Source organism: Pseudomonas sp. C 49-2, from assembly GCF_003970195.1.
Classification (GTDB): Bacteria; Pseudomonadota; Gammaproteobacteria; order Pseudomonadales; family Pseudomonadaceae; genus Aquipseudomonas; species Aquipseudomonas canadensis.
On record NZ_RXYG01000027.1, the window covers coordinates 13369 to 39743 of the forward strand.

3 protein-coding genes are annotated in these 26375 nt (G+C 64.6%); all 3 read left to right on the forward strand.

The genetic code is table 11. The features are described from left to right. Positions 1-106 precede the first annotated feature (106 nt). The 3 genes from EJ576_RS28985 (at position 107) to EJ576_RS28995 (ending at position 26090) form a co-directional block, all read left to right on the forward strand. The gene (locus EJ576_RS28985; protein ID WP_122726218.1) at positions 107-1735 is read left to right on the forward strand and encodes a PvdJ/PvdD/PvdP-like protein; all 1629 of its coding nucleotides are present in this window, start codon (positions 107-109) and stop codon (positions 1733-1735) included. Between the two features lie 236 nt (positions 1736-1971). Further along, a complete protein-coding gene (locus tag EJ576_RS28990; RefSeq protein WP_126571707.1) occupies positions 1972-14799 on the forward strand; it encodes a non-ribosomal peptide synthetase in 12828 nt (4275 codons plus the stop codon). Then, positions 14796-26090 (forward strand): non-ribosomal peptide synthetase, encoded by an 11295-nt coding sequence (locus EJ576_RS28995; RefSeq protein ID WP_126571708.1) that lies wholly within the window; start codon positions 14796-14798, stop codon positions 26088-26090. Before EJ576_RS28990 ends, EJ576_RS28995 begins: the two co-directional genes overlap by 4 nt. Positions 26091-26375: the final 285 nt, after the last annotated feature.

Sequence of the window (26375 nt, forward strand, 5' to 3'; positions counted from 1 at the left end):
AAGAACGAGTGATCGGCGGCAAAATTTAGGCGGCGAGGGCGCCTCGGTAAATTTCCCCGGCGGGCAAACGTTCTAGCTCTGATAAAGCCGTTTCCTAAGGTAGACAATGACCATCTCTCGACGTGGGTTCATCGCAGGCCTGGCGCTGACAGGCGCTGCCGTGCCTGCCGCTTTCTATGCCCATCGCGAGTTGACGCGCGAAGAAGAATTCCCCATCACCCCCGGCGAAGCCACGGTGGACCTGGCCGACACCGCCGGCCAGCATTTGGCAAACACCCTGCGTGGGGTGTGGGACCTGCGCCTGGAAGGTCGCGACGCCGGCCTCAAAGGGCTGCCACTGCAAGATTTGCAACTGCTGCTCGACATCGCGCCCCGTGGACGCGGTTTGCGCGGTTACCTGGACACCGCCGCCCACCTGCGCGCCGAAGAAGGCGAGCCGCGTTACCGTGTGCTGGGTGACCTGCTGACGGGGGAGAGCGCTGTGCTCTACTGGCGCCTGATCGACCGTGATTCGGTTGACGGTACACCCGCCTATGAATTCAAGATGACCCTTGATGAGGTCTGGGCGGCCTTTGCCAACGCTGGCAGCAGCACCCTCAGTGGGCAGATCCTCGACCTGGATCGGCCACTTGCATGGGTTGAGCGCGATAATCGCTTCATCGCCCACAAGCAGTGGTTCCCCGAAGCCCGCCAACGCATCGGACTCAACCCGACCCTGCTGGCCTGGCTGATCGCCCCCGAACACCGCCTGTTCCACCAACTGTGGCACGCCACCCGTGACCAGTGGCACAAGCTCTCCGAAGAAAAGCGCGATGCCCTGCGTGGCATCGGCTGGCAACCCGGCCCACGCGGTCAAGAGCGCGATGCCCGGGGCAAACGCAAGGACCGTAACGGCTCGGGTATCGACTTCTTCTTCATGCACCGCCACATGCTCGGCACCGCGCGCTCCATGCAGGATCTGCCCTCGTGGCCGCAATTCCCCGAACCGCAACCGGCCCTGGAGCGTGATCGCCTGGGCTTTCTGCGTTACTTCGACAACCACGACGGCTTCGCGCTGCCGCCCACCTGGTCGGCGCCGGACGACACCGAATACACCCAGTGGGTCAGCGACATCAAGGCCGCCGAGACCTATCACAGCAACTTCCAGGTGTGGGAGTCCCAATACCGCGACCCGCGCTACCTGGCCAAATTCACCCTGGGTCAGCTGGGCTCCGAAATGGAGCTGGGCCTGCATGACTGGCTGCACATGCGTTGGGCCTCCGTGCCGCGCGACCCCTCCAACGGCGCCCCCGTGCCCATGGCCCGTGACCCCGCTGACTTCGCAGCGCGCTGGTATGCAGCGGAAAACGACTTCCTCGGCGACCCGTTCTCATCCCATGTCAACCCGGTGTTCTGGCATTTCCATGGCTGGATCGACGACCGCATCGAAGACTGGTTTCGCGCCCATGAGCGCTTCAATCCGGGCGAAGTCCAGCGCCTGCAAGTCAACGGCGTGGCCTGGTTCGCACCGGGCCGTTGGGTAGAGGTCGGCGATCCCTGGCTTGGCCCGGATACCCATGGCTGCAGCACCACGCCGGGGTTGCAGGTGGGCAAGTCGATGGAGATGGACCCGGAGGTCATGAAGCTGGCCCTGCGCATTACCTTTGGCGAAGACGAGGGTATGTTGCAGGGCCTGTTCAAACGGGTGCCAAAGCGGCCGTGGTATGCGCGTCACCTGAAGCTGAAAACCCCTTGAATGGGGCTGTGGTGGGCGCTCCCACCACAGATTGAACCAACCCAGTTCCTCCTTGTCCCCGCTTCCCATGTCACCCCCCGCCTGCCAAATCCCTTAATTTTCCAAGCCTGCCGGAAGCCTCTCCAGGCCCCCGGCTGCGCCCGCTTTTTTTTGATGCGGGGCGCACAGCACCCGATTCAAGCGGCAGCTGAAAACGGACTTTCTTCTCCACCGTGACTTATCAGGCAGGTTACCCCATGCAGTTCAGCGAATTATTGGCAGCGATTTCCACCCATGCGATCCGTCTGCAACTGGAAGAAGGCGACCTGATCATCCTGGGCGATGACGAAGCGCTGGACGATGCGCTGTGGGATCAATTGATCGCCCACAAGCCCCGGTTGCTCGAACTGGTGGCCGAACATGGCGGCGACTGGCTGAGTCCGGCCTACCGCATCACCCCGGACATGCTGCCGCTGGTCAGCCTCGACCAGGCAGCCATCGACCGGATTGTCGCCGCCATCCCCGGCGGTGCGGCTAACGTGCAGGATATCTACCCACTGGCGCCGCTCCAGGAAGGCATGCTTTACCACCATCTGTCGGCGGAGCAGGGCGATCCGTACGTGTTGCACGCGCAGTTCGAGTTCGACAGCCGTGGGCGTCTGGAGGCCTTTGCCGAGGCGCTGCAGTGGGTGATCGATCGCCACGACATTCTGCGTACCTCCATGGTCTGGGAGCGTCTCGATGAGCCGTTGCAGGTGGTGTGGCGCAAGGCGGCCCTGTCATGCGAGGCGGTTGATTTCGATCCGCGTAGTTATCGTATGGACCTGGGCCAGGCGCCGTTGCTGCGCCTGGTGTTTGCCGAGGATTCGCTCACTGGGCGGGTGGCCGCGACCCTGCTGTTCCACCACACCATTCTCGACCACACCGCCCTGGACGTGGTGCGCCATGAAATCCAGCTGTACCTGGCCGGCGAGCACGCCCAGGCGGGGGAGCCGGTGCCGTTTCGCAGCTATATCGCCCAGGTACGTCATGGCGTCAGCGAGCAGGCCCACGAGACGTTCTTCCGCGAGATGCTGGCGGACATCGATGAGCCGACGCTGCCTTTCGGTTTGCAGGACGTGCAGGGTGACGGCCTGGGCATTGACGAGGCACGCATCCCCGTCGACAGCCTACTGAGCCGCCGCCTGCGTACCCTTGCGCGCCCCCTTGGCGTCAGCGTGGCCAGCATGATGCACCTGGCGCTGGCCCGCGTTTTGGGCGTGGTCTCCGGGCGTGACGCAGTGGTGTTCGGCACCGTGATGCTCGGCCGCATGGGCGCTGGCGAGGGTGGTGAACGGGCCCTGGGCATGTTCATCAACACCTTGCCCCTGCGTGTGGATGTGGGCGAACAGGGCGTGCGTGCCGGGGTCAAGGCCACCCATGAACGCCTCACCACCTTGCTCAACCACGAACATGCATCCCTGGCGCTGGCTCAGCGTTGCAGTGGCGTGGCGGCACCGACGCCGTTGTTCAGCGCCATGCTCAACTACCGCCACAGCGCCGCCACGGACATGGCCGAGGTGATCGAAGTCGCTGAGGGCATCCGTGTACTGGGCGCCGAGGAACGCACCAACTACCCGCTGACGGTCAACGTCGATGACCTGGGTGAAGACTTCGCGCTGACCGTGATGGTCGACGCGTCCATCGGTGCCGAACGGGTCGCCACTTACCTGCACACCGCCCTGGCAAGCCTGGCAGGCGCCCTGGAGCAACGACCGGACATGCCGCTCAGCGGCCTGAACATCCTGCCCGACGCCGAACGCCACACTCTGCTGCACCGCCTCAATGAAACCTCCGCGCACTACGCCGACACCGCCTTGATCCATCAGCAAGTCGAAACCCACGCCGCCGCCCAGCCCGAAGCCATCGCCTTGCGCTTCGACAACCAGCGCCTCACCTACCGCCAACTCAACGAGCGCGCCAACCAGGTTGCCCATCGCCTGTTGGCCCAAGGCATCTGCCCGGACGACCGCGTGGCGATCTGCGTGGAACGCGGCCCGGAGATGATCATCGGCTTGCTGGGCATTCTCAAGGCCGGTGCGGGCTATGTGCCGATCGACCCGGCTTACCCGCTGGAGCGCATCGCCTATACCTTGGCGGATAGCGCGCCTGTGGCCGTGCTGGTGCAAGCCAACACCCGTCATCTGGTCGGCGACCTGCCGCAGATCGACCTCAATGGCTTGCGCGGTGAGTCCCTCGTCAACCCACGGGTCACTGTCAGCCCGGCTCACCTGGCCTACGTGATCTACACCTCCGGCTCTACCGGCCAACCCAAGGGCGTGATGATTGAACACCGCCAGGTCGCTCGACTGTTCACGGCCACCGAGCACTGGTTCGGTTTCAACGCCAACGATGTGTGGGCGTTGTTCCATTCGTTCGCCTTCGATTTCTCGGTGTGGGAAATCTGGGGCGCGCTGATGCACGGCGGCCAGTTGCTGATCGTGCCGCAACTGGTCAGCCGTTCGCCGGATGAATGCTATTCGCTGCTGTGCGAGGCGGGCGTGAGCATCCTCAACCAGACGCCGAGCGCCTTCCGCCAATTGATTGCGGCCCAGAGCCAGCACCCGCAATCCCATTCCTTGCGCCAGGTGATCTTCGGCGGCGAGGCGTTGGAGCCGGGCATGCTCAAGCCGTGGTACGCCCGGGCGATCAACGCCGGCACGCAATTGGTGAATATGTATGGCATCACCGAAACCACCGTGCACGTGACCTATCGCGCCCTGGAGGCGGCGGATGCGCAATTGGTCGGCGTCAGCCCGATTGGTGTGCGCATTCCCGATTTGCAGTTGTACGTGCTGGATGCGCGTCGCGAGCCGCTGCCGTTGGGGGTGGTCGGTGAGTTGTACGTCGGCGGCGCCGGGGTGGCGCGCGGTTACCTCAACCGTGAGGCGCTGACCGCCGAGCGTTTCCTGGCCGACCCGGCCACCGGCCAGCGCCTGTACAAGACCGGCGACCTCGGCCGCCTGCTGGCCGACGGCAGCGTCGAATACCTGGGCCGTAACGATGACCAGGTGAAGATCCGCGGTTTCCGTATCGAACTCGGCGAGATCGAAGCGCGCCTGGCAACTGCCCCTGGCGTGCGTGACGCGGTGGTCATCGCCCGTGAAGACGAGCCGGGCGACAAGCGCCTGGTGGCCTACGTGATCGCCGAAGGCGAATGGCAGGCCGCCGACCTGCGTGACCACCTGCTGCTGAGCCTGGCCGAGCACATGGTGCCCAGCGCCTTTGTGCAGATGGACAAATTCCCGCTGACCACCAACGGCAAGCTCGACCGCAAGGCACTCCCCGCGCCGGATGCCGACGCCCTGGCCCGTCGCGGCTACGCAGCGCCACAAGGCGCGGTGGAAACCGCCATCGCCGCGATCTGGCAAGACCTGCTCAAGCTCGATCAGGTCGGCCGTGACGACAACTTCTTCGAATTGGGCGGCCATTCGCTGTTGGCGGTCAAGCTGATCGAGCGCATGCGCCAGGTCGACCTCAGCGCCGACGTGCGCGTGCTGTTCGGCCAACCGACCCTGGCGGCACTCGCTGCCGCTGTGGGTGGGCAACAGGAGGTGCAGGTCCCGGCCAACCTGATTACCCAGGCCAGCCAGCACATCACCCCGGACATGGTGCCCTTGGTGGAGCTGGACCAGGCCGCGCTTGACCACATCATCGAGAACGTACCCGGCGGCATCAGCAACGTGCAGGATATCTACGGCCTGGCGCCGTTGCAGGCCGGCATTCTCTACCACCACCTGGCGACCACCGAGGGGGATCCCTACGTATTGCAGGTGCAGTTCAGTTTCAATGATCAGGCGGCGGTGGACGCGTTCATCCAGGCATTGCACAGCGTGATCGAGCGCAACGATATCCTGCGCACCGCGATTCTCTGGGAAGGCCTCAACGAGCCGGTGCAGGTGGTCTTGCGCCAGGCAACACTGGCCGTTGAGCGTAGCGACGAGTCTCTTGCCCAACTGCAACAACGCTTCGACCCGCGTCACTTCCGCCTCGATTTGAGCCGCGCTTCACTGATGCGCTTCGCCTACTCGCAAGAGCAGGGCCGTTTGGTCGGCATCCTGTTGTTGCACCACATCCTGCTGGACCACACCGCGTTGCAGGTGCTGGTGGACGAAATGAGCGCCAGCCTGTCCGGCAACAGTGCGCAGTTGCCCGACGCCGTGCAGTACCGCAACTATGTTGCCCAGGCGCGACTCGGGGTCAGCCAGGCGCAGCACGAAGCGTTCTTCAGCGAAATGCTCGGCGATATCGATGAGCCGACCCTGGCCTTCGGCCTGCAGGACGTGAATGGCGACGGTAGTGGCATCCTTGACGCCCACCTGCCGCTGGAGCCGGCGCTCAGCCTGGGTTTGCGCGAACAGGCGCGGCAACTGGGGGTGAACACCGCCAGCCTGGTGCATTTGGCTTGGGCCCAGGTGCTGGGGCAGGTGTCCGGCCAGCAGGACGTGGTGTTCGGCACCGTGTTGCTCGGCCGCATGCAGGGCGGCGAGGGCGCCGACCGTGCGCTGGGCATGTTCATCAACACCTTGCCGCTGCGGGTCAGCCTCGGCACTGTCGGTGTGCAAGCCGGCGTGCGTGCCACCCATGCACGCCTGGCGCAATTGCTCGGGCATGAGCACGCCTCATTGTCCCTGGCCCAGCGTTGCAGCGGCGTGCCGGGTTCGCTGCCGCTGTTCAGCACCTTGCTCAACTATCGCCACAGTGCACCGGGGGAGGCGCCGGGGGACAGCCCATTCGCCGCCTCCGGCATCCAGATTCTCAGTTCCGAAGAGCGCAGCAATTACCCGCTGGTACTCAACGTCGATGACCTGGGCACAGGTTTTGCGCTGACCGTCCAAGGTGTGGCGACCCTGGATGTGCAACGCGTGGGCGACTACATGCTCACCGCGCTGCGCAACCTGGTGGCCGCATTGCAGCAGGCGCCGACCACACCGTTGCAGGCAGTCTCGATCCTGCCGGCTGCCGAGCGCCATCAGTTGCTGGTGGACTTCAACGCCACCGCCCGTGAATACCCGTCGCAGCTCACCGTACACCAGTTGTTCGAAGCCCAGGCGCTGGCCCGTCCGGAAGCCGTGGCGGCGGTGCATGGGCAGCTGTCCTTGAGCTACCGCGACCTCAACCGGCGTGCCAACCGCCTGGCCCACCACTTGCTCAACCAGGGCGTGCAACCGGGCGAAAGCGTGGCGATCGCACTGCCGCGTTCCCTCGATCTGCTGATCTGCCAGTTGGCGATCCTCAAGTGCGGCGCGGTGTATGTGCCGCTGGACGTCAACGCGCCGGTCGAGCGCCAGGCGTTTATCGTGCAGGACAGCGGTGCGCACCGGGTGCTCAACAACCTGGCCGACCTGAACCTGGACGCCCAGTCGCCGCGTAACCCTGAACTGCGGCAGTCTGCCGAAAGCGTCGCCTACATCCTCTACACCTCCGGCTCCACCGGGGCGCCCAAAGGCGTGCAAGTGCCGCACCGTGCGATCTCGCGCCTGGTACTCAACAACGGTTACGCCGATTTCAATGCGCGTGATCGCGTGGCGTTCGCCTCCAACCCGGCGTTCGACGCGAGCACCCTCGACGTGTGGGCGCCGTTGCTCAACGGTGGCTGCGTGGTGGTGGTCGAGCATGCGGTACTGCTGTCCCAGGCGGCGTTTGCGTCGTTATTGCAGGAGCAATCCGTCAGCGTGTTGTGGATGACCGCCGGGTTGTTCCACCAGTACGCCGACGCGCTGATGCCGGTGTTCCGCCAGTTGCGCTACCTGATCGTTGGCGGCGATGTGCTCGACCCGCAGGTGATTGGCCGCGTACTTGAACACGGCAAACCCCAGCACCTGCTCAATGGCTACGGGCCCACCGAAGCCACCACCTTTTCCACCACCTTTGAGATGACCTCGGTGGGCGAGGGTGGCATTCCCATCGGCCGGCCGATTGCCAATGCCCAGGCCTATGTGCTGGACCCACGCCAGCAACCCGTACCGTTGGGCGTGGTGGGCGAGCTGTACATCGGTGGCGCGGGCGTGGCCAAGGGGTATTTGAACCAGCCGCAACTGACCGCCGAAAAATTCATCCCGAACCCGTTTGGTGAAGGCTTGCTGTACCGCACCGGTGACCTGGCCTGCTGGCAGGTAGACGGCACCTTGCTGTACCAGGGGCGCAATGACCTGCAGGTGAAGATCCGTGGTTTCCGTATCGAACCGGGCGAGATCGAGACCTGCCTGGCCAGCTTCCCGGGTGTAAAAGACGCCGTGGTGCTGGCCCGTGAAGACGAACCTGGCGACAAGCGTCTGGTGGCCTACTACACCGCCCGTGAGCCGTTGGACATCGAAACACTGCGCGCCCACCTGCAAGGCCAACTGCCGGATTACATGGTGCCGTCGGCCTACGTGTGGCTGGCGCTGTTACCGCTCACCGCCAACGGCAAGCTCGACCGCAAAGGCCTGCCGGTACCCGACCAGAGCGCGCTGCTCAGCCGTGGTTTCGAAGCGCCGGAAGGCGAAGTGGAAACCCAGCTGGCGCAGATCTGGCAGGACGTGCTCAAGCTCGACCGCGTTGGCCGTCACGATCACTTCTTTGAGTTGGGCGGGCACTCGTTGCTGGCGGTCAGCCTGATCGAGCGCATGCGCCAGGTCGGCCTGAGCTGCGACGTGCGTGTGTTGTTCAGCCAGCCAAGCCTGGCGGCGCTGGCCGCCGCCGTGGGCAGTGGCCGGGAAGTCGTGGTGCCGGCCAATGGCATTCCAGCGGGTTGTACCCAGATCACGCCGTCGATGCTGACCCTGGTGCAGCTCGACCCGGTGGCCATCGAACGAATCGTCGCGAACGTGCCGGGCGGTGCGGCGAACGTGCAGGACATTTATCCGTTGGCGCCGTTGCAGGAAGGCATTCTTTACCACCACATCAGTGCCGAACAGGGCGATCCGTACCTGCTGCAATCGCGCATGGCATTCGACAGTATCGAGCGCCTGCACGCGTTCATGGGCGCGCTGCAACAGGTGGTGGCCCGCCATGACATCTTGCGTACCGGGGTGGTCTGGGAAGGGCTGGACAGCCCGGTGCAGGTGGTGTGGCGCCAGGCGCAGCTGGTTGTCCAGGAGGTTGCCTTGGACCCGGCGGACGGCGGCGTCATCGAACAATTGCACGCGCGCTTCGACGCCCGCCATTACCGCCTGGATATCACCCAGGCGCCGCTGCTGCGCATGGTTTACGCCCAGGATCCGCAACACACCCGCGTCGCGGCGATCCTGCTGTTCCACCACCTGGCGCTGGACCACACCGCCATGGAAGTCGTGGGCCAGGAGATGCGCGCGTTCCTGTTCAACCAGGCGCAGGACTTGCCCGAGGCGGCGCCGTTCCGCAACTACGTGGCCCAGGCGCGCCTGGGTGTCAGCATGGAGGAGCACGAAGCGTTCTTCCGCGACATGCTCGCTGACGTGGATGAGCCGACCCTGCCGTTCGGTGTGCAAGATGTACAGGGCGATGGACGTGACATCGAAGAAGCCGAATGGCCGGTGGATGCAGCCCTGGCCCGGCGGGTGCGCGAACAGGCGCGGCAGTTGGGCGTCAGCGCGGCGAGCCTGATGCACCTGGCCTGGGCGCAGGTACTGGGTCTGGTGTCTGGGCGTGACGACGTGGTATTCGGCACCGTATTGATGGGCCGCATGCAAGCCGGTGACGGCGCGGACCGTGCGCTGGGCATGTTCATCAACACCTTGCCGCTGCGGGTCAATGTAGCAGCGCCGGCTGCGGTTGCGGTCAAGGCGACCCATGGGCGCTTGAGCGCCTTGCTTGGCCACGAACATGCGTCCCTGGCGCTGGCCCAGCGTTGCAGCGGCGTGGCGAATGCTTCGCCGTTGTTCAGTGCCTTGCTCAACTACCGCCACAGCACGCCTGGAGAAATGGCTCGCGACGGCCATGGCATCTGGGAAGGGGTGCAACTGCTCGGTGGTGAGGAGCGCAGCAACTACCCGCTGACGTTGAGTGTGGATGACCTGGGCGAAGGCTTCGGCCTGACCGTATTGGCGCTGCCGCAGATCGGCGCCCAGCGGATGTGTGCCTACATGCATAACGCCATCGAGCAGTTGGTCGAGACGCTGGAAAGCGCACCCAAGACCCCACTCAATCAATTGCCGATCCTGCCGGCAGCGGAGCGCGAAACCTTGCTGCGCGAGTTCAATGCCACCGCCAGCGATTTCCCCACGGGCCACACGGTGCATGGGGCTTTCGAGATCCAGGCCGAGCGCCAACCCCACGCCATCGCCGTGGTGCAAGACGGCGAATCGCTGACCTACCAACAGCTCAACACACGTGCCAACCAGTTGGCCCATCATCTGCTGCAACAGGGCGTACAGCCTGATGACCGTGTCGCCCTGTGCTGCCGTCGCGGCCCGCAGATGCTGGTGGGCTTGCTCGGCATCCTCAAGGCCGGTGCCGGTTACGTGCCCGTCGACCCGGCGTATCCCGCCGAGCGCATCGCCTACTTGCTGAAAGACAGCACGCCTGTAGCGGTGTTGGCCGAAGCCAGTACTCGCGATCTATTGGGCGGGGTTGCCACCCTCGACCTGCACGATCCGCGCTTGCAGCAGCACGCCGTCAACAACCCGCAACTCGGCAGGCTGACCCCGGAGCACTTGGCTTACGTCATCTACACCTCCGGTTCCACCGGCCAGCCCAAAGGTGTGATGGTGGAGCACCGTACCGTGGAAAACCTGGTGCACTGGCACTGCGAGGCCTTTGGCCTGGATGCGACGGGCCACACCAGCAGCGTCGCCGGTTTCGGTTTTGATGCGATGGCCTGGGAGGTCTGGCCGGCGCTGTGCGTGGGTGCCACCCTGCATCTGCCACCGGCCGATGTGGGCAATGAAAACATCGATGAGCTGCTCGCCTGGTGGCTGGCGCAACCGCTGGACGTCAGCTTCCTGCCAACGCCTGTGGCCGAATACGCCTTCAGCCAGAACCTGCAACACCCCACGTTGCGCATTCTGCTGATTGGTGGTGATCGCCTGCGCCAGTTCACCCAGGAACGCCGCTTTGCAGTGATCAACAACTACGGCCCCACCGAAGCCACGGTAGTTGCCACCTCCGGCCGCGTGCGCGCCGGGCAGGTGCTGCATATCGGCCGGCCCATCGCCAATGCCAGCGTCTACCTGCTGGACGCGCACTTGCGTCCGGTGCCGGTGGGGGTGGCGGGCGAGTTGTATGTCGGCGGCAGCGGCGTGGCGCGCGGTTACCTGAACCGTCCGGACCTGAGCGCCGAACGCTTCCTGCAAGACCCGTTCAACGAGGGCCGCATGTACCGCACCGGCGACCTGGCGCGCTGGTTGCCGGATGGCAATATCGAGTACCTGGGGCGTAACGATGACCAGGTGAAAGTGCGTGGCGTGCGGGTGGAACTGGGTGAAATCGAAAGCCGCCTGGCCGCACTGGACGGCGTCGCTGAGGCGGTGGTGCTGGTGCGCGAAGGGCGCTTGATTGCCTGGTTCACCGAACAGCAACCGTTGGATATCGACACCCTGCGCGCGCAACTGCAAGGCCAGTTGCCGGATGCCCTGGTGCCGGTCGCCTACGTGAAGCTGCATGCATTGCCCCTGACTGCCAACGGCAAGCTCGACCGCAAGGCCCTGCCGGAACCGGATCAGGCGGCGTTGCTGACTCGCGAGTACGCAGCACCTCAAGGCGAGGTTGAGAGCACCCTGGCGCGTATTTGGGCCGAGGTGCTGCACGTGCAACAGGTCGGGCGTCATGACCACTTTTTTGAACTGGGCGGCCATTCGTTGCTCGCCGTCAGCCTGATCGAACGCATGCGCCAGGTCGGCCTGAGTGCCGATGTGCGTGTGCTGTTCAGCCAGCCGACCCTGGCGGCGCTGGCGGCCGCCGTAGGCAGTGGGCGCGATGTGTCGGTGCCGGAAAACCGTATTCCGGCGGACTGTCAGCGCATCACCCCGGATCTGTTGTCCCTGGTGCAACTCGACCAGTCGACGATCGACCACGTCGTCGCCCAGGTGCCCGGTGGCGCCGCCAATGTGCAGGACATCTACCCGCTGGCGCCGCTGCAGGAGGGCATTCTCTACCACCACATCAGCGCAGGGCAGGGCGACCCTTACCTGCTGCAATCGCACCTGGCGTTCGACAGCCTCGACCGCTTGAATGCCTTCGCCCAGGCGCTGCAACAGGTGATCGACCGTCACGACATCCTGCGCACCGCCGTGGTCTGGGAAGGCCTGGCCCAGCCGCTGCAAGTGGTGTGGCGCAAGGCCCGCTTGCAGGTGCAGGCGGATGAGATCGACCAGTTGCACCAGCGCTTCGACCCGCGCCAGTACCGTGTGCCGATGAATCAGGCGCCGCTGATACGCCTGGTGTACGCGCCGGACCCGGCCAACCAGCGCGTGGTCGCGATCCTGTTGTTCCACCACATTGCCCTCGACCACACCGCCCTCGACGGCGTGCGCCACGAGATGCAAGCCAGCCTGCTAGGGTTGCCAAAGCCCGCCGGTGACGCGACGCCTTACCGCAACTACGTGGCCCAGGCGCGATTGGGTGTCAGCGAGGAGGAACATGAGCAGTTCTTCCGTGGAATGCTCGGCGATATCAGCGAACCGACCCTGCCATTCGGCCTGCAAGACGTGCGCGGCGACGGCAATGCTATCGAAGAGGTCCAGCTGAACCTGGCCCCAACCCTCAACCAGCGCTTGCGTACCCAGGCGCGCTTGCTCGGTGTAAGCGCCGCCAGCTTGTTCCACCTGGCCTGGGCGCGGGTGCTCGCCAGCACCTCCGGCCAGGAAAACGTGGTGTTCGGCACCGTGCTGCTGGGGCGCATGCAAGGCGGCAAAGGCAGTGATCGCGCGCTGGGCATGTTCATCAACACCTTGCCGCTGCGCGTGGATGTCGATGGCAGCGGCGTGCGCGTGGCGGTCAAACAGACCCATGCGCGACTGACCGCATTGCTCGGGCATGAACACGCATCCCTCGCCCTGGCCCAGCGTTGCAGCGGTGTCGCCGCGCCGCAGCCGTTGTTCAGCGCGATGCTCAACTATCGCCACAGCGACAGCCAGCAGGCGCCGGTGTCCCAGGCCTGGGAAGGCATCCAGACCCTGGCCAGCGAGGAGCGCACCAACTACCCGTTGACGCTGAACGTGGACGACCAGGGCGACGGCTTCCGCCTCACTGCCATGACCGCGAAGTCGATTGGCGCGCAACGCCTCTGCGGTTATCTGCAAGTGACCTTGCAGGGGTTGGTCGAGGCGCTGGAGCAGGCGCCGCAGTTGGCGGTCAATCGCGTACCGGTGCTGGAGGCTCAGGAGCGTCAGCAATTGCTGTCGGGTTTCAATGCCACCGAGGTGGCCTATGACCTCGACCAGACCCTCCACGGCCTGTTTGAAGCGCAAGTGACGCGCACACCGGACGCCATCGCCGTCAAGGCAGGTGAGCTGGCATTGACCTACGCCGAACTGAATGCGCAAGCCAACCAGCTGGCGCATCACCTGATCGAAATGGGCGTTCAAGCCGATTCGCGGGTCGCGATCTGCGTGGAGCGTGGCCTGGACATGGTGGTCGGCCTGTACGCGATCCTCAAGGCCGGTGCGGCCTATGTGCCGCTGGACCCGGCGTATCCGCTGGAACGTATCGCCTACATGCTGGAAGACAGCGCGCCTGTTGCGGTGCTGGCCCAAGGCGCTACGCGTGGTTTGCTGGGCGACGCGCCGGTGATCGATCTGGATCGCCCGACCTGGCAACACCACGCCATCGACAATCCCCGCGCACAGGCCCTCAGCGCCTACGTGATCTACACCTCCGGCTCCACCGGCCAGCCCAAGGGCGTGATCAACGACCATCCCGGCGTGGTCAACCGCTTGTTGTGGATGCAGGACGCCTACGCCCTCAAGGCCCACGACCGGGTGTTGCAGAAAACCCCGTTCAGCTTCGACGTGTCGGTGTGGGAGTTCTTCTGGCCGCTGTTCACGGGTGCCTGCCTGGTCATGGCGCGTCCTGGCGGGCATAAAGACCCGGCCTATCTGTGCGAGGTGATCGCCGCCGAACAGATCACCACGTTGCATTTTGTACCGTCGATGCTCGACGTATTCCTGGCCCACGGCGATGTCAGCCAGGCGGCCGGCCTGCAACGGGTGATGTGCAGCGGCGAAGCGTTGCCGGGCAGTCTTGTGAGGCGCTTCAAGCAGCAACTGCCGGGCATCGGCCTGTACAACCTGTACGGCCCGACCGAAGCCGCCGTCGACGTGACCGCGTGGAACTGTGCGCGCCCGGACGTGCCGGACAACACGCCGATTGGCAAACCCATCGCCAACACCCGCATGTACGTGTTGGATGGGCAAATGCAGCCGGTGCCCCTGGGCGTGGTGGGCGAGTTGTTCATCGGCGGCGTGCAGGTGGCGCGGGGCTACCTCAATCGTCCCGAGTTGACCGCCGAACGTTTCCTCAAGGACCCGTTCACTGATGGGCGCCTGTATCGCACCGGCGACCTTGGGCGTTACCTGCCCGACGGCAATATCGAGTACCTGGGCCGCAACGACGACCAGGTGAAGATCCGTGGCCTGCGTATCGAACTGGGCGAGATCCAGGCGCGACTGCTGGAACATCCGCAGGTCAACGAAGCCGCGGTGGTGGCCCGCGATGACCGGCTCGTCGCCTACTACACCGGCGTTCGGGTAACGGACCTGCGCGAACACCTGCTGCAACACCTGCCGGACTTTATGGTGCCCGCGCTGTTCGTGCACCTTGACGCGTTGCCGTTGAGCCCCAACGGCAAGCTCGACCGCAAGGCGCTGCCGGCGCCGGGCAACGAAGCCTTGACCGTGCGCGAGTACGAGGCCCCGGTGGGCGATACCGAAATGCTCCTGGCGCAGCTCTGGGCCGAACTGCTCGGCGTGGAGCGGGTAGGGCGCCAGGACAATTTCTTTGAATTGGGCGGGCACTCGCTGCTCGCCGTAAGCTTGATCGGGCGCTTGCGCCAGGAAGGCATGGAAGCCGATGTGCGTGCGTTGTTCGAACAGCCGACCCTGGCTGGCTACGCCGCGATGACTGAACGAATGGAGATCGTCCTGTGAGCATTCACGAACTGCTGGCGACGCTGAAAACCAAGGACGTACAACTCGCGCTGAAGGGTGAGCAGTTGTCGGTGCTAGGCAACAAACAAGCGCTGAGCGATCCGGTGATTCTTGCCGCCTTGCGCGAACACAAGCCGGCGTTGATCGAACTGATCAAGGCCGGCGAGTATTCGGCCGCCAACGAGGTGCCGGCCAATGGCATCCCGGCCAACGCCGAACGGATCACGCCGGCCATGTTGACCCTGTCCGAGCTGAGCCAGGAGGAGATCGACCGCATAGTTGTCACGGTCGACGACGGCGTGGCAAATATCCAGGACATCTACCCGCTGGCGCCGCTGCAGGAAGGCATTCTGTTTCACCACGTCAGCACCGAGCAGGGCGACCCTTATGTGATGCAGTCGCAGTTCGCCTTCGACAGCGTCGAGCGCTTCGACGCGTTTGCCCTGGCCCTGCAAGGGGTGATCGACCGTCACGACATCCTGCGCACCGGCGTGGTCTGGGAGGGGTTGCAACAGCCGTCGCAAGTGGTGTGGCGCAGCGCGCGTCTGCCGGTACAGGCGCTGGAACTGGACCCGGCTGACGGTGATATTGCTGCCCAACTGCACGCGCGGTTCGATGCTCGCCATTACCGGCTGGACGTGACCCAGGCGCCGCTGTTGCGCCTGGCCTGGGCGAAGGACCCGGCGCAGGGGCGCATCGTCGCGATGCTGCTGTTCCATCACATGGCCCTGGACCACAGCGCCCTGGAAGTGGTGCGCCATGAAATGCAGGCGTTCCTGCAAGGCCACGCCGGGCAACTGGGTCACGCCGTGCCGTTTCGCAACTATGTTGCGCAGGCGCGGCTGGGTGTCAGCGAGCAGCAACACGAGGCGTTTTTCCGGCAGATGCTCGGCGATGTGGTCGAGCCGACCTTGCCCTTCGGCTTGCAGGATGTGCAGGGCGATGGCCGTGACATCAATGAACTGGATTGGCCGCTGTCGGACGCACTCAACCAGCGCCTGCGCGCCCAGGCTCGATCGCTGGGCGTCAGCGTTGCCAGCCTGTTCCACCTGGGCTGGGCCCAGGTACTGAGCGTGCTGGCCGGCAAATCCCAAGTAGTGTTCGGCACCGTGCTGATGGGCCGCATGCAAGGCGGGCATGCCACGGACCGCGCCTTGGGCATCTTCATCAACACCTTGCCGTTTCGCGTGGACGTGGCTGGCGACGACCTGCGCAGCGCGGTCAAGGCCACCCACACGCGACTCACCGCGCTGCTGCGCCACGAACATGCGCCCCTGGCGTTGGCGCAAAGGTGCAGTGGGGTGGTGGCGCCGACGCCGTTGTTCAGTGCGTTGCTCAATTATCGCCACAGCGGCACCGGCACCAACAGTGAAGCCGTGGCGGCGTGGCGGGGCATCGAAACATTGCGTTCGGATGAGCGCACCAACTACCCGCTGACCCTGAGCGTGGATGACCTGGGCGATGGGTTTATCCTGCGTCTGTTGGCGACCACCCAGGTCGATCCGCAACGCGTCTGTGCCTACCTGCAAACCGCCCTGGACAACCTGGTGACCGCGTTGGAACAGGCGCCACACACCGCACTCGACCAAGTGTCGGTACTACCTGCCGATGAGCAGCAGTTGTTGTTGGAACACTTCAACGCCACCCGGGCGGATTTTCCCCAAGGCACCACGCTGCACGCTCGCGTCGAAGCCCAGGCCGCGCTCACGCCGGACGCGATTGCCGCTGTGCATTCGGGCCGTCAGCTGACCTATGCCGAACTCAACCAGCAAGCCAACCTGCTGGCCCATCACCTGCTGGCGCTGGGGGTCAAGCCGGACGACCGGGTTGCCATCGTTGCGCGCCGTGGCCTGGACACCCTGGCCGGCCTGCTGGCAATCCTCAAGGCCGGCGCCTGTTATGTGCCGGTCGACCCGTCGCACCCGGCCGAGCGCCTCACGTACCTGCTGACCGACAGCGCCCCGGTGGCGGTGCTGACCCAGCACGCCTTGCTCGAGCGCTTGCCGGCCCTTGAAGTGCCGGTGATCAACCTTGATCGCTACACCTGGCAGCACCACTCAGCGAGCAACCCCAAGGTAACGGTCAACCCGTCCAACCTCGCCTATGTGATCTACACCTCCGGCTCCACCGGCCTGCCCAAAGGCGTGATGGTAGAGCATCACACCGTGGCCAACCTGGTGGACTGGCACTGCAACGCCTTTGACCTGCGCGCCGGGCGCCACACGGCCAGCGTCGCCGGGTTCGGCTTTGATGCAATGGCCTGGGAAGTCTGGCCGGCGCTGTGTGTGGGCGCGACCCTGCATCTGCCACCGGCCCATGACGGCGCCGAAGATATCGACGCGCTGTTGGCCTGGTGGTGTGCGCAGCCGTTGGACGTGTGTTTCCTGCCCACGCCAGTGGCCGAGTACGCCTTCAGCCAGCAGATCGAACACCCGACGCTGCGCACCTTGCTGATCGGTGGCGATCGCCTGCGCCAGTACAACCGGGCGCAGCGCTTTGACTTGATCAACAACTACGGGCCTACCGAAGCCACGGTGGTTGCGACTTCGGGCAAGGTCGAGGCCGGCCAGCCGCTGCATATCGGCAAGCCCATCGCCAATGCCACGGTTTACCTGCTCGATGAGCAACAGCGCCCCGTCCCATTGGGTGTAGCAGGGGAGTTGTACGTGGGCGGCAAAGGCGTGGCGCGGGGTTACCTGAACCGCTCGGAACTCACTGCTGAACGCTTCCTGCAAGACCCGTTCAGCGCCGGGCGCATGTACCGCACTGGCGACCTGGCGCGTTGGTTGCCAGACGGTAACATCGAGTACCTGGGTCGCAATGATGACCAGGTAAAAATTCGCGGCATGCGCATCGAACTGGGTGAAATCGAAACCCAGCTCAACCAAGTGGCAGGTATCCAGGAAGCTGTGGTGCTGGTGCGGGAAGAACGGCTGGTGGCGTATTTCACCGAAAACCGTCAACTCGACCCATTGGCTGTGGGCGACATCCGCGCCCATCTGGTGGCGCACCTGCCGGACTACATGGTGCCGGTCGCCTACGTGAAGCTGGACGCGTTGCCCCTGACTGCCAACGGCAAGCTTGACCGCAAGGCCTTGCCGGCGCCGGACATGGCCGCCGTGTTTACCCGCGAGTACGCCGCTCCCGAAGGCGAAATCGAAAGCGTGCTGGCGCACATCTGGGCCGATGTGCTGCACGTCGAGCGCGTCGGGCGTCGCGATCACTTCTTCGAACTGGGAGGGCACTCGTTGTTGGCGATGCGCATGGTCTCGCAGATCCGCCAGCGCCTGGGCGTCGAGTTGCAGCTCGGCGATTTGTTTGCCAATGCCGAACTGGTGGCCGTCGCCGAGGTGCTGGCCCGGTCCGGCCGCAGCACCTTGCCGGATATCCTGCCGGCCAATCGTGATGAGCAGGTGCCGCTGTCCTTTGCCCAGCAGCGCCTGTGGTTCCTGGCGCTGATGGAAGGCGCCAACACCGCCTACAACATTCCTATCGGCCTGCGTTTGCGTGGGCAGTTGCATGTCGAGGCGCTGCAGCGGGCGCTCGCCCGTATCGTCGCGCGCCACGAAACCCTGCGCAGCCGCTTCGCCCAGCATGGCGATGACGCCCAGGTGCTGATCGTGCCCGCCGAAGATGTGCTGCCCCTGCAAGTGCAGGACCTGCGCCGCCACCCGCAACCCCAGCAGGCGCTGGATGCGTTGATCCACGGCGAGGCTTCGGCGCCGTTCGACCTGGAGCGTGGCCCGCTGCTGCGCGGGCGCCTGGTGGTCATTGCCGACGATCACCATGTGCTGCTGCTGACCCTGCACCATATCGTTTCCGATGGCTGGTCCATGGGCGTGCTCACCCGCGAGTTGATGGCGTTGTATCAAGCCTTCAGCCACGGCCAGCCCGATCCATTGCCGCCGCTGCCGATCCAGTACGGCGACTTCGCCGTATGGCAACGCCTGTGGCTCAGCGGCGAAGTGCTGCATCGCCAGAGCACCTATTGGCAGCAGGCGCTGGCCGGTGCGCCGGCCTTGCTCACTTTGCCCACTGATCGCCCGCGCCCTGCGCAACAGGACTACGCCGGCAGCAGTGTCGAGGTGCGCCTGGACGAACGCCTCACCGCCGGGCTCAAGGCCTTGAGCCAACGCCACGGCACCACCTTGTACATGACCTTGATGAGCGCCTGGGCATCTTTGCTGGCGCGGCTGTCCGGGCAACAGGACGTGGTGATCGGCTCGCCCGTCGCCAATCGCACGCGCAGCGAGGTGGAAGGGCTGATCGGCCTGTTCGTCAACACCCTGGCCGTGCGCATCGACACCTCCGGCGAGCTGAGCACCGAGGCGCTGCTGGCGCGGGTCAAGGCGCTGGCGCTGGAAGCCCAGGCCCATCAAGACCTGCCGTTTGAGCAGGTGGTAGAAATCACCCGGCCGCCGCGCAGCCTGGCCCACAGCCCGCTGTTCCAGACGCTGTTGACCTGGCAGGACAGCAGCGCGCCGACCCTGGCCTTGGGCGACCTGGCCCTGGAAGGCATCGTCGAGAACAGCCATTTTGCCAAGTTCGACCTGTCCCTGGACTTGAGCGAAGTGCAGGGCACGATCATCGGCGCGCTGGAGTACGCGGTGGCGCTGTTCGATGAGTCGACGGTGCAGCGTTACGTCGGCTATTTCACCCGCGTGTTGCAGGCCATGGTCGATAACGACCAGGCGGTGCTGGAGCAGGTGCCGCTGGTGGAAGAGCGTGAACGTCAGCATTTGCTGTTCGACTTCAACGCCACCGAGGTGGCCTACGACCTCGACCAGACCTTGCACGGTATGTTCGAACAGCAGGTGGTGCGGACACCGGATGCCGTCGCCGTCAAGGCTGATCACCTTGTATTGACCTATGCCGAGCTGAACGCGCAGGCCAACCAGCTGGCACATCACCTGCTGGAAATCGGCGTTCAGCCCGATTCACGGGTCGCTATCTGTGTGGAACGCGGCCTGGATATGGTTATCGGCTTGTACGCGATCCTCAAGGCGGGTGCCGCCTATGTGCCGTTGGACCCGGCGTATCCGCTGGAGCGCATCGCCTACATGCTGGAAGACAGCGCGCCGGTCGCGGTGCTGGCCCAGGGCGCGACACGCGGGTTGTTGGGGGATGTGCCGGTGGTCGATCTGGATCGGCCGACCTGGCAGCACCAACGTCAAGACAACCCCGGTGTAGAAGGCGTCAGCGCTTACGTGATCTACACCTCCGGCTCCACCGGCCAACCCAAGGGAGTGATCAACGACCATCCCGGCGTGGTCAACCGCCTGTTGTGGATGCAGGACGCCTATGGCTTGCAAGCCCATGATCGTGTCTTGCAGAAAACCCCGTTCAGCTTCGACGTGTCGGTGTGGGAGTTCTTCTGGCCGCTGTTCACTGGCGCTTGCCTGGTGATGGCGCGTCCTGGCGGCCATAAAGACCCGGCGTACCTGTGCGACGTGATTGCGGCCGAGCAGATCACCACGCTGCACTTCGTGCCGTCGATGCTGGACGTGTTCCTGGCCCATGGCGATGTCAGCCAAGCCAAAGGGTTGGTGCGTGTGATGTGCAGCGGCGAAGCCTTGCCGGGCAGCCTGGTGCGGCGCTTCAAGCAACAATTGCCGGGCGGCGAACTGCACAACCTGTATGGCCCGACCGAAGCCGCCGTCGATGTGACCGCGTGGAACTGCGCCGGGCCGGTAACGCCGGACAACACGCCGATCGGCAAACCGATCGCCAACACCCGCATGTACGTGCTCGATGCACAGATGCAGCCGGTGCCGTTGGGTGTGGTCGGCGAGTTGTTCATCGGCGGCGTGCAAGTGGCGCGCGGCTACCTGAACCGCCCTGAATTGACTGCCGAGCGTTTCCTCAAGGACCCATTCACCGACGGTCGCCTGTACCGCACCGGCGATGTGGGCCGCTACTTGGCGGATGGCACGATCGAGTACCTGGGACGCAATGACGACCAGGTGAAAATCCGTGGCCTGCGCATCGAACTCGGGGAAATCCAGTCGCGCCTTACCGACTATCCGCCGGTCAACGAAGCCGCCGTGATCGCCCGCGACAATCGTTTGATCGCCTACTACACCGGGGTGTTCAGCGAGATCGACGGGTTGCGTGCGCACCTGCTGCAGCACCTGCCGGAGTTCATGGTGCCGGCCATTTTCGTGCACCTCGACACCTTGCCCCTGAGCCCCAACGGCAAGCTCGACCGCAAGGCCTTGCCTGCGCCGGGCCTGGAGTCGGTGGTGGTGCGCGAATACGAAGCGCCCCAGGGCGACACGGAAATCGCCTTGGCCAGCCTGTGGGCCGAGTTGCTCAACGTGGAGCGCGTGGGCCGTCACGACAACTTCTTCGAATTGGGCGGGCACTCGTTGCTCGCGGTGAGCCTGATGGGGCGCATGCGCCGCCTCGGGTTGTCGGCGGATGTGAAGGTGTTGTTCGGTCAGCCGACCTTGTCAGCCTTGGCGGCGGCCTTGGGCGGTGGTCGGGAAGTGGCGGTGCCGGCCAATCGCATTGCCGCCGATTGCACCGCGATCACGCCGGATATGTTGCCGTTGGTTCAACTGGATCAGCCATCCATCGAGCGTATCGTCGCCTGCATTCCGGGCGGCGCAGCCAATGTGCAGGACATCTACCCGTTGGCGCCGTTGCAGGCCGGCATGCTGTATCACCATCGTGCGGTACAGGGTGCTGACGACTATGTGCTGCGCGCGCAGTTTACATTCGACAGCCAACAGCGCCTGGAGGCGTTCGCCCTGGCCTTGCAGGCGGTGATCCAGCGCCACGACATCCTGCGTTCGTCGTTCCATTGGGACGGCCTGGAAGAACCGGTGCAGGTGGTGTGGCGCGAGACGTCGCTGCGTGTCGAACGCGGCGTGGTGCCGGAACGGCTTGATCTGTCGCAAGCCCCGTTGATGCGCCTGGTGGTCAATGCGGACAGTGCCACGTTGCTGTTTCACCACCTGGTGATGGACCACATCGCCCTGGAGATTCTGCAACAGGAGATGCAGGCGTTCCTCATGGGCACTCAACACACCTTGGGCGTGGCTGTGCCGTATCGCAACTATGTGGCCCAGACCCGCGTGGGTGCAGAGGATCACGAAGCGTTCTTCCGCGAAATGCTCGGTGATATTGATGAGCCGACCCAGGTCGAACGCCTGGGCGAAAATGAGCAGATTCAACGCCCACTGGATGCGGACTTGAGCCAACGCCTGCGCACCCAAGCGCGGCAATCCGGCGTCAGCGCCGCCAGCCTGATGCACCTGGCCTGGGCCCAGGTGCTGGGCAAGGTCTCGGGCCGCGACAACGTGGTGTTCGGCAGCGTGATGCTCGGCCGCCTGCAAGGCGGTGAAGGCGCCGAGCGGGCCATGGGTGTGTTTATCAATACCTTGCCGCTGCGGGTCGACCTGGGTGAGCACTCGGTGCGCGACGCACTGCGGGCCACCCACGCACGTCTCAGTCAATTGCTCAGCCATGAGCAGGCGCCACTGGCGTTGGCCCAGCGTTGCAGCGGCGTGCCGGCGGCGACGCCGCTGTTCGACACGTTGTTCAATTATCGTCACAGTGCGCCGCAGGCTGCCAGCGAGGCGTGGCAAGGCATTCGGATGCTCAAGGCTGAAGAACACAGCAACTATGGCCTGTCAGTGAGCGTGGATGACCTGGGCGACGGTTTCTTCCTGAAAGTCGTGGGGCAGGGCGCGCGCCGGTTGTGCAGCTACTTGCAAGTTGCCGTAGAACAGGTGGTGCAGACGTTGGAGCAGGGCAGCGCGATGGGCATCAGCCACTTGCCGATCCTGCCTGCTGCCGAATGCCAGCAACTACTGGAGTTCAACGCCACCACGCGACCATTCCCGCGTGAACACACGGTGCAACGCCTGTTCGAAGCCCAGGCCCAGGCGCGTCCTGGCGCATTGGCGGCGCTGCATGGTGGGCAGTCACTGAGTTATGGCGAGCTGAATTCCCGCGCCAATCGCTTGGCCCATCACCTGCTGGGCCTTGGGCTGCGTCCCGGTGATAACGTGGCGATCCTGTTGCCGCGCTGCCTGGACCTGCTGATCAGCCAACTGGCCGTGCTCAAATGCGCCGCCGCCTATGTACCGCTGGACATCAACGCACCCGCCGAACGCCAGGGCTTCATGGTCCAGGACAGCGGCGCGGCCTGGTTGTTGACCCGCAGCGATATTGCCGTCGACTACGGTGTACAACGGTTGGACCTGGACACCTTGGTCCTCGACCCACAACCCAGCCACAACCCCGACCTGTCGCAGTCCTCGGACAGCGTGGCGTACATCATGTACACCTCCGGTTCCACCGGCACGCCCAAAGGTGTGTTGGTGCCCCATCGCGGCATCACGCGGTTGGTGATCAACAATGGCTACGCCGACTTCAATGCCAGCGACCGCGTGGCCTTCGCCTCCAACCCGGCATTCGACGCCAGCACCATGGACGTATGGGGCCCGCTGCTCAACGGCGGCCAGGTGCAGGTGATCGACCACGCCACCTTGCTGGATCCTGCAGCCTTAGGCGTAGCCTTGGCGGATGTAACGGTGCTGTTCGTCACCACGGCATTGTTCAACCAGTATGTGCAGCTGATTCCCCAGGCCCTGGCGGGCTTGCGCATCCTGCTGTGCGGCGGCGAGCGTGCCGACCCGGCCGCCTTTCGCAGCCTGTTGGCCCAGGCGCCTGCGTTGCGCCTGGTGCATTGCTATGGGCCGACCGAAACCACCACCTACGCCACCACCTATGAGGTGCGCGTGCTGGCTGAGGACGCCGACAGCGTGCCGATTGGTCGGCCGATTTCCAACACGCAGATTCATGTGCTGGATGCGCACCTGCAGCCGGTGCCCGTGGGCGTGACCGGTGAAATCTGCATCGGCGGGGATGGCGTGGCGCTGGGGTATCTGAATCGACCTGATCTGACCGCTGAAAAGTTTGTGCAGGATCCGTTGAATTTGCACGCCTTGATGTACCGCACCGGCGACCTTGGCCGTTGGACGGCGGACGGCCTGCTGGACTGCATCGGGCGCAATGACGATCAGGTGAAGATCCGTGGTTTCCGCATCGAGCTGGGCGAGATCGAAGCGCGCCTGGCGACCTTTGTCGGTATCCAGGACGTGGTGGTGCTGGCTCGCGAAGATGCGCCGGGCGACAAGCGCTTGGCGGCCTATTTCACCTGGGCTGATCAGCCTGTCGACCTCGACAGCGTGCGCGCCTATCTGCAAGGCCAATTGCCGGAATACATGGTGCCGTCGGCCTTGGTGCCGCTGGATCACCTGCCGTTGACCGCCAACGGCAAGGTCGACCGCAAGGCCTTGCCGGTGCCGGCCCTGGAAACGTTCAATCGCCGTGAGTTCGAGGCTCCGGCCGATGGGCTGGAACACACCCTGGCCCAGCTATGGGCCGAGGTGTTGAAGCTGGAACAGGTCGGTCGTCATGACAGCTTCTTCGAGTTGGGCGGGCATTCATTGCTGGCGATCCGGCTGGTCAACCTGATGGAAGAAGCGGGGTTGCAGGTGTCCCTGGCTGAGCTGTTCCAGCATGCCAGTGTGGCGTCCGTTGCCGCGATGCTGCGTCAGCGTACGGATGAGCCGGTGCGTGACACGTCGGTGATCACGGTGCGCAGGGGTGGTTCGCAAGCGCCGCTGTTCCTGGTCCATGAGTTCAGCGGCATGGACGTGTACTTCCCGGCGCTGGGTCAGCATTTGCCGGGTGACTATCCGATCTACGGCTTGCCAGGCGTGGCGCTCGGCGAACCGCATCTGAACACGATGGAGGGTCTGGCTGCGCGGCTGGTCGGGTTGATCCGAGGCGTTCAACCCCATGGGCCTTACCGGGTTGCCGGCTGGTCGTTTGGCGGGGTGCTGGCCTATGAAGTGGCGATGCAACTGCTGGGGCTGGATGAACCGGTGGCGTTTCTCGGTTTGATCGACAGCTACCTACCGCGCATGACTGACCAGGGCAAGGCGCGCTGGAGCGGGCCGGACGCGCTCAAGCGGCATTTGCTGTTGCAGTGCACGGCGTACTGGAAAACACAGGGAGGTGTGGATGAGTTGGCGAGCCTTGGGCAGTTGGAGGCGCAGGTTGGACAGTTGGACTTTGCAGGCTTGCTGCAACGTTGTCGCGATGAAGGTGTGCTGCACGCGCAAATGGCAGCGGCGACGGACGCGGACCTCTTGAACTACATCGAGCGGGAAGTCGGTCACGGGCATGCGTTGGCGCATTACAGCCTGTTTCCGTTGCCGATCGCGGTGCATCTGTTCAGTGCGAGTGAGCGGCCGACCGAGTTGTCGCGGCGCAGTGAAACCTTGGGGTGGAATGAGGTGTTGGCGCCGGGGCAATTGCGCCAGGTGGCGGTGCCGGGGGATCACCAGAGCATGATGCAGGCGCCGCACATCCAGGCATTGGGCCAGGCGATGGCTGAGGCCTTGGTGACATGCACGCCGCAGGTTCAGGCCCCGCATCATCCCTTGCTGCGGATTCAGAGTGGCCGGGCAGGGTATGCGCCGGTGTTCTGTGTGCCGGGGGCAGGGGACAGCGTTACCGGGTTTATCGGTTTGAGTGAGGCGTTGGGACGCGACTGGCCGTTGTTTGGTTTGCAGCCGCGCGGGTTGGACGGTGAGGCGGTGCCCCATAGCCAGGTGGAAGCGGCGGCGGCTTGTTACTTGAAGGCGTTGGAGCAGGAGTGTCCGCAGGGGGCGGTGCATTTGGTGGGGCATTCGTTTGGGGGCTGGGTTGCGCTGGAGATGGCGTTGCGGTTGCAGGCGGCGGGGCGGGAGGTGGCTTCGTTGACGGTGATTGACAGTGAGTCTCCGGAGCGCGCCGTTAGGCCTTATACGACGACGGCGGCGTTGGTGCGGTTGATTGAGTCGATGCAGTTGTCGGCGGGGAAATCGCTGGGGATAGATCTGGAGAATTTTTCCGGGAGTGATGAGGTGGCGCAGCGGCGGCAGTTGCATGCAGGGATGGTCGGCGTTGGTCTGTTGCCGGGGCGGTCGGCTGTGGATGCGATGGATGGGCCGGCGCGGACTTATGCGGCGGCGTTGCGCACGCGGTATCGGCCTGGGTTGCGCTTTAACGGGGTGGTGCGGTTGGTGTTGGCTGAGGATCCGGCGTTGGATGCGGCGGGGAATCAGCGGGAGCAAGGGTTGATGGTTGAGGGGTGGCGGCGGCAGGGGAGTGGGTTGCAGGTTTGGTATGGCGGGGGGAATCACTTTACGTTGCTCAAGGCGCCCAACGTTTTGGGGTTGGCGCGGTGGTGGTTGGATGGGGTTGTTGTTGGGGAGGTGGTGTCTTGAGCGGGTTGTTTGGGTACATATCCGTTTCTTCGGTAACGGCTACTTATGGTTCCGCTCTTACAGCGGCTCACTTTTGGAAAGGCCGGAAGCCGGCCCAGCCAAAAGTAAGCAAAAGGCCTTCGCCCCACCACTCGGCACCTCGCCTAGGCTCGGTGTGCCCTCACTCCGGCTTTGGAGCGTGGGCCGCTGCGATGGGCCATCCTTGGCCCAGCGCGGCTAACCCGGCGTCCTGCCGGGTTACCCACGCTCCAAAGCCTGCGTTCGGCCAGCGTGGTTTTACGGGGC

What these genes read in the sequence shown, in the direction of transcription:
- EJ576_RS28985 (WP_122726218.1), top strand. Translation starts at nt 107, where the DNA reads ATGACCATCTCTCGACGTGGGTTCATCGCAGGCCTGGCGCTGACAGGC.
- EJ576_RS28990 (WP_126571707.1), top strand. Translation starts at nt 1,972, where the DNA reads ATGCAGTTCAGCGAATTATTGGCAGCGATTTCCACCCATGCGATCCGT.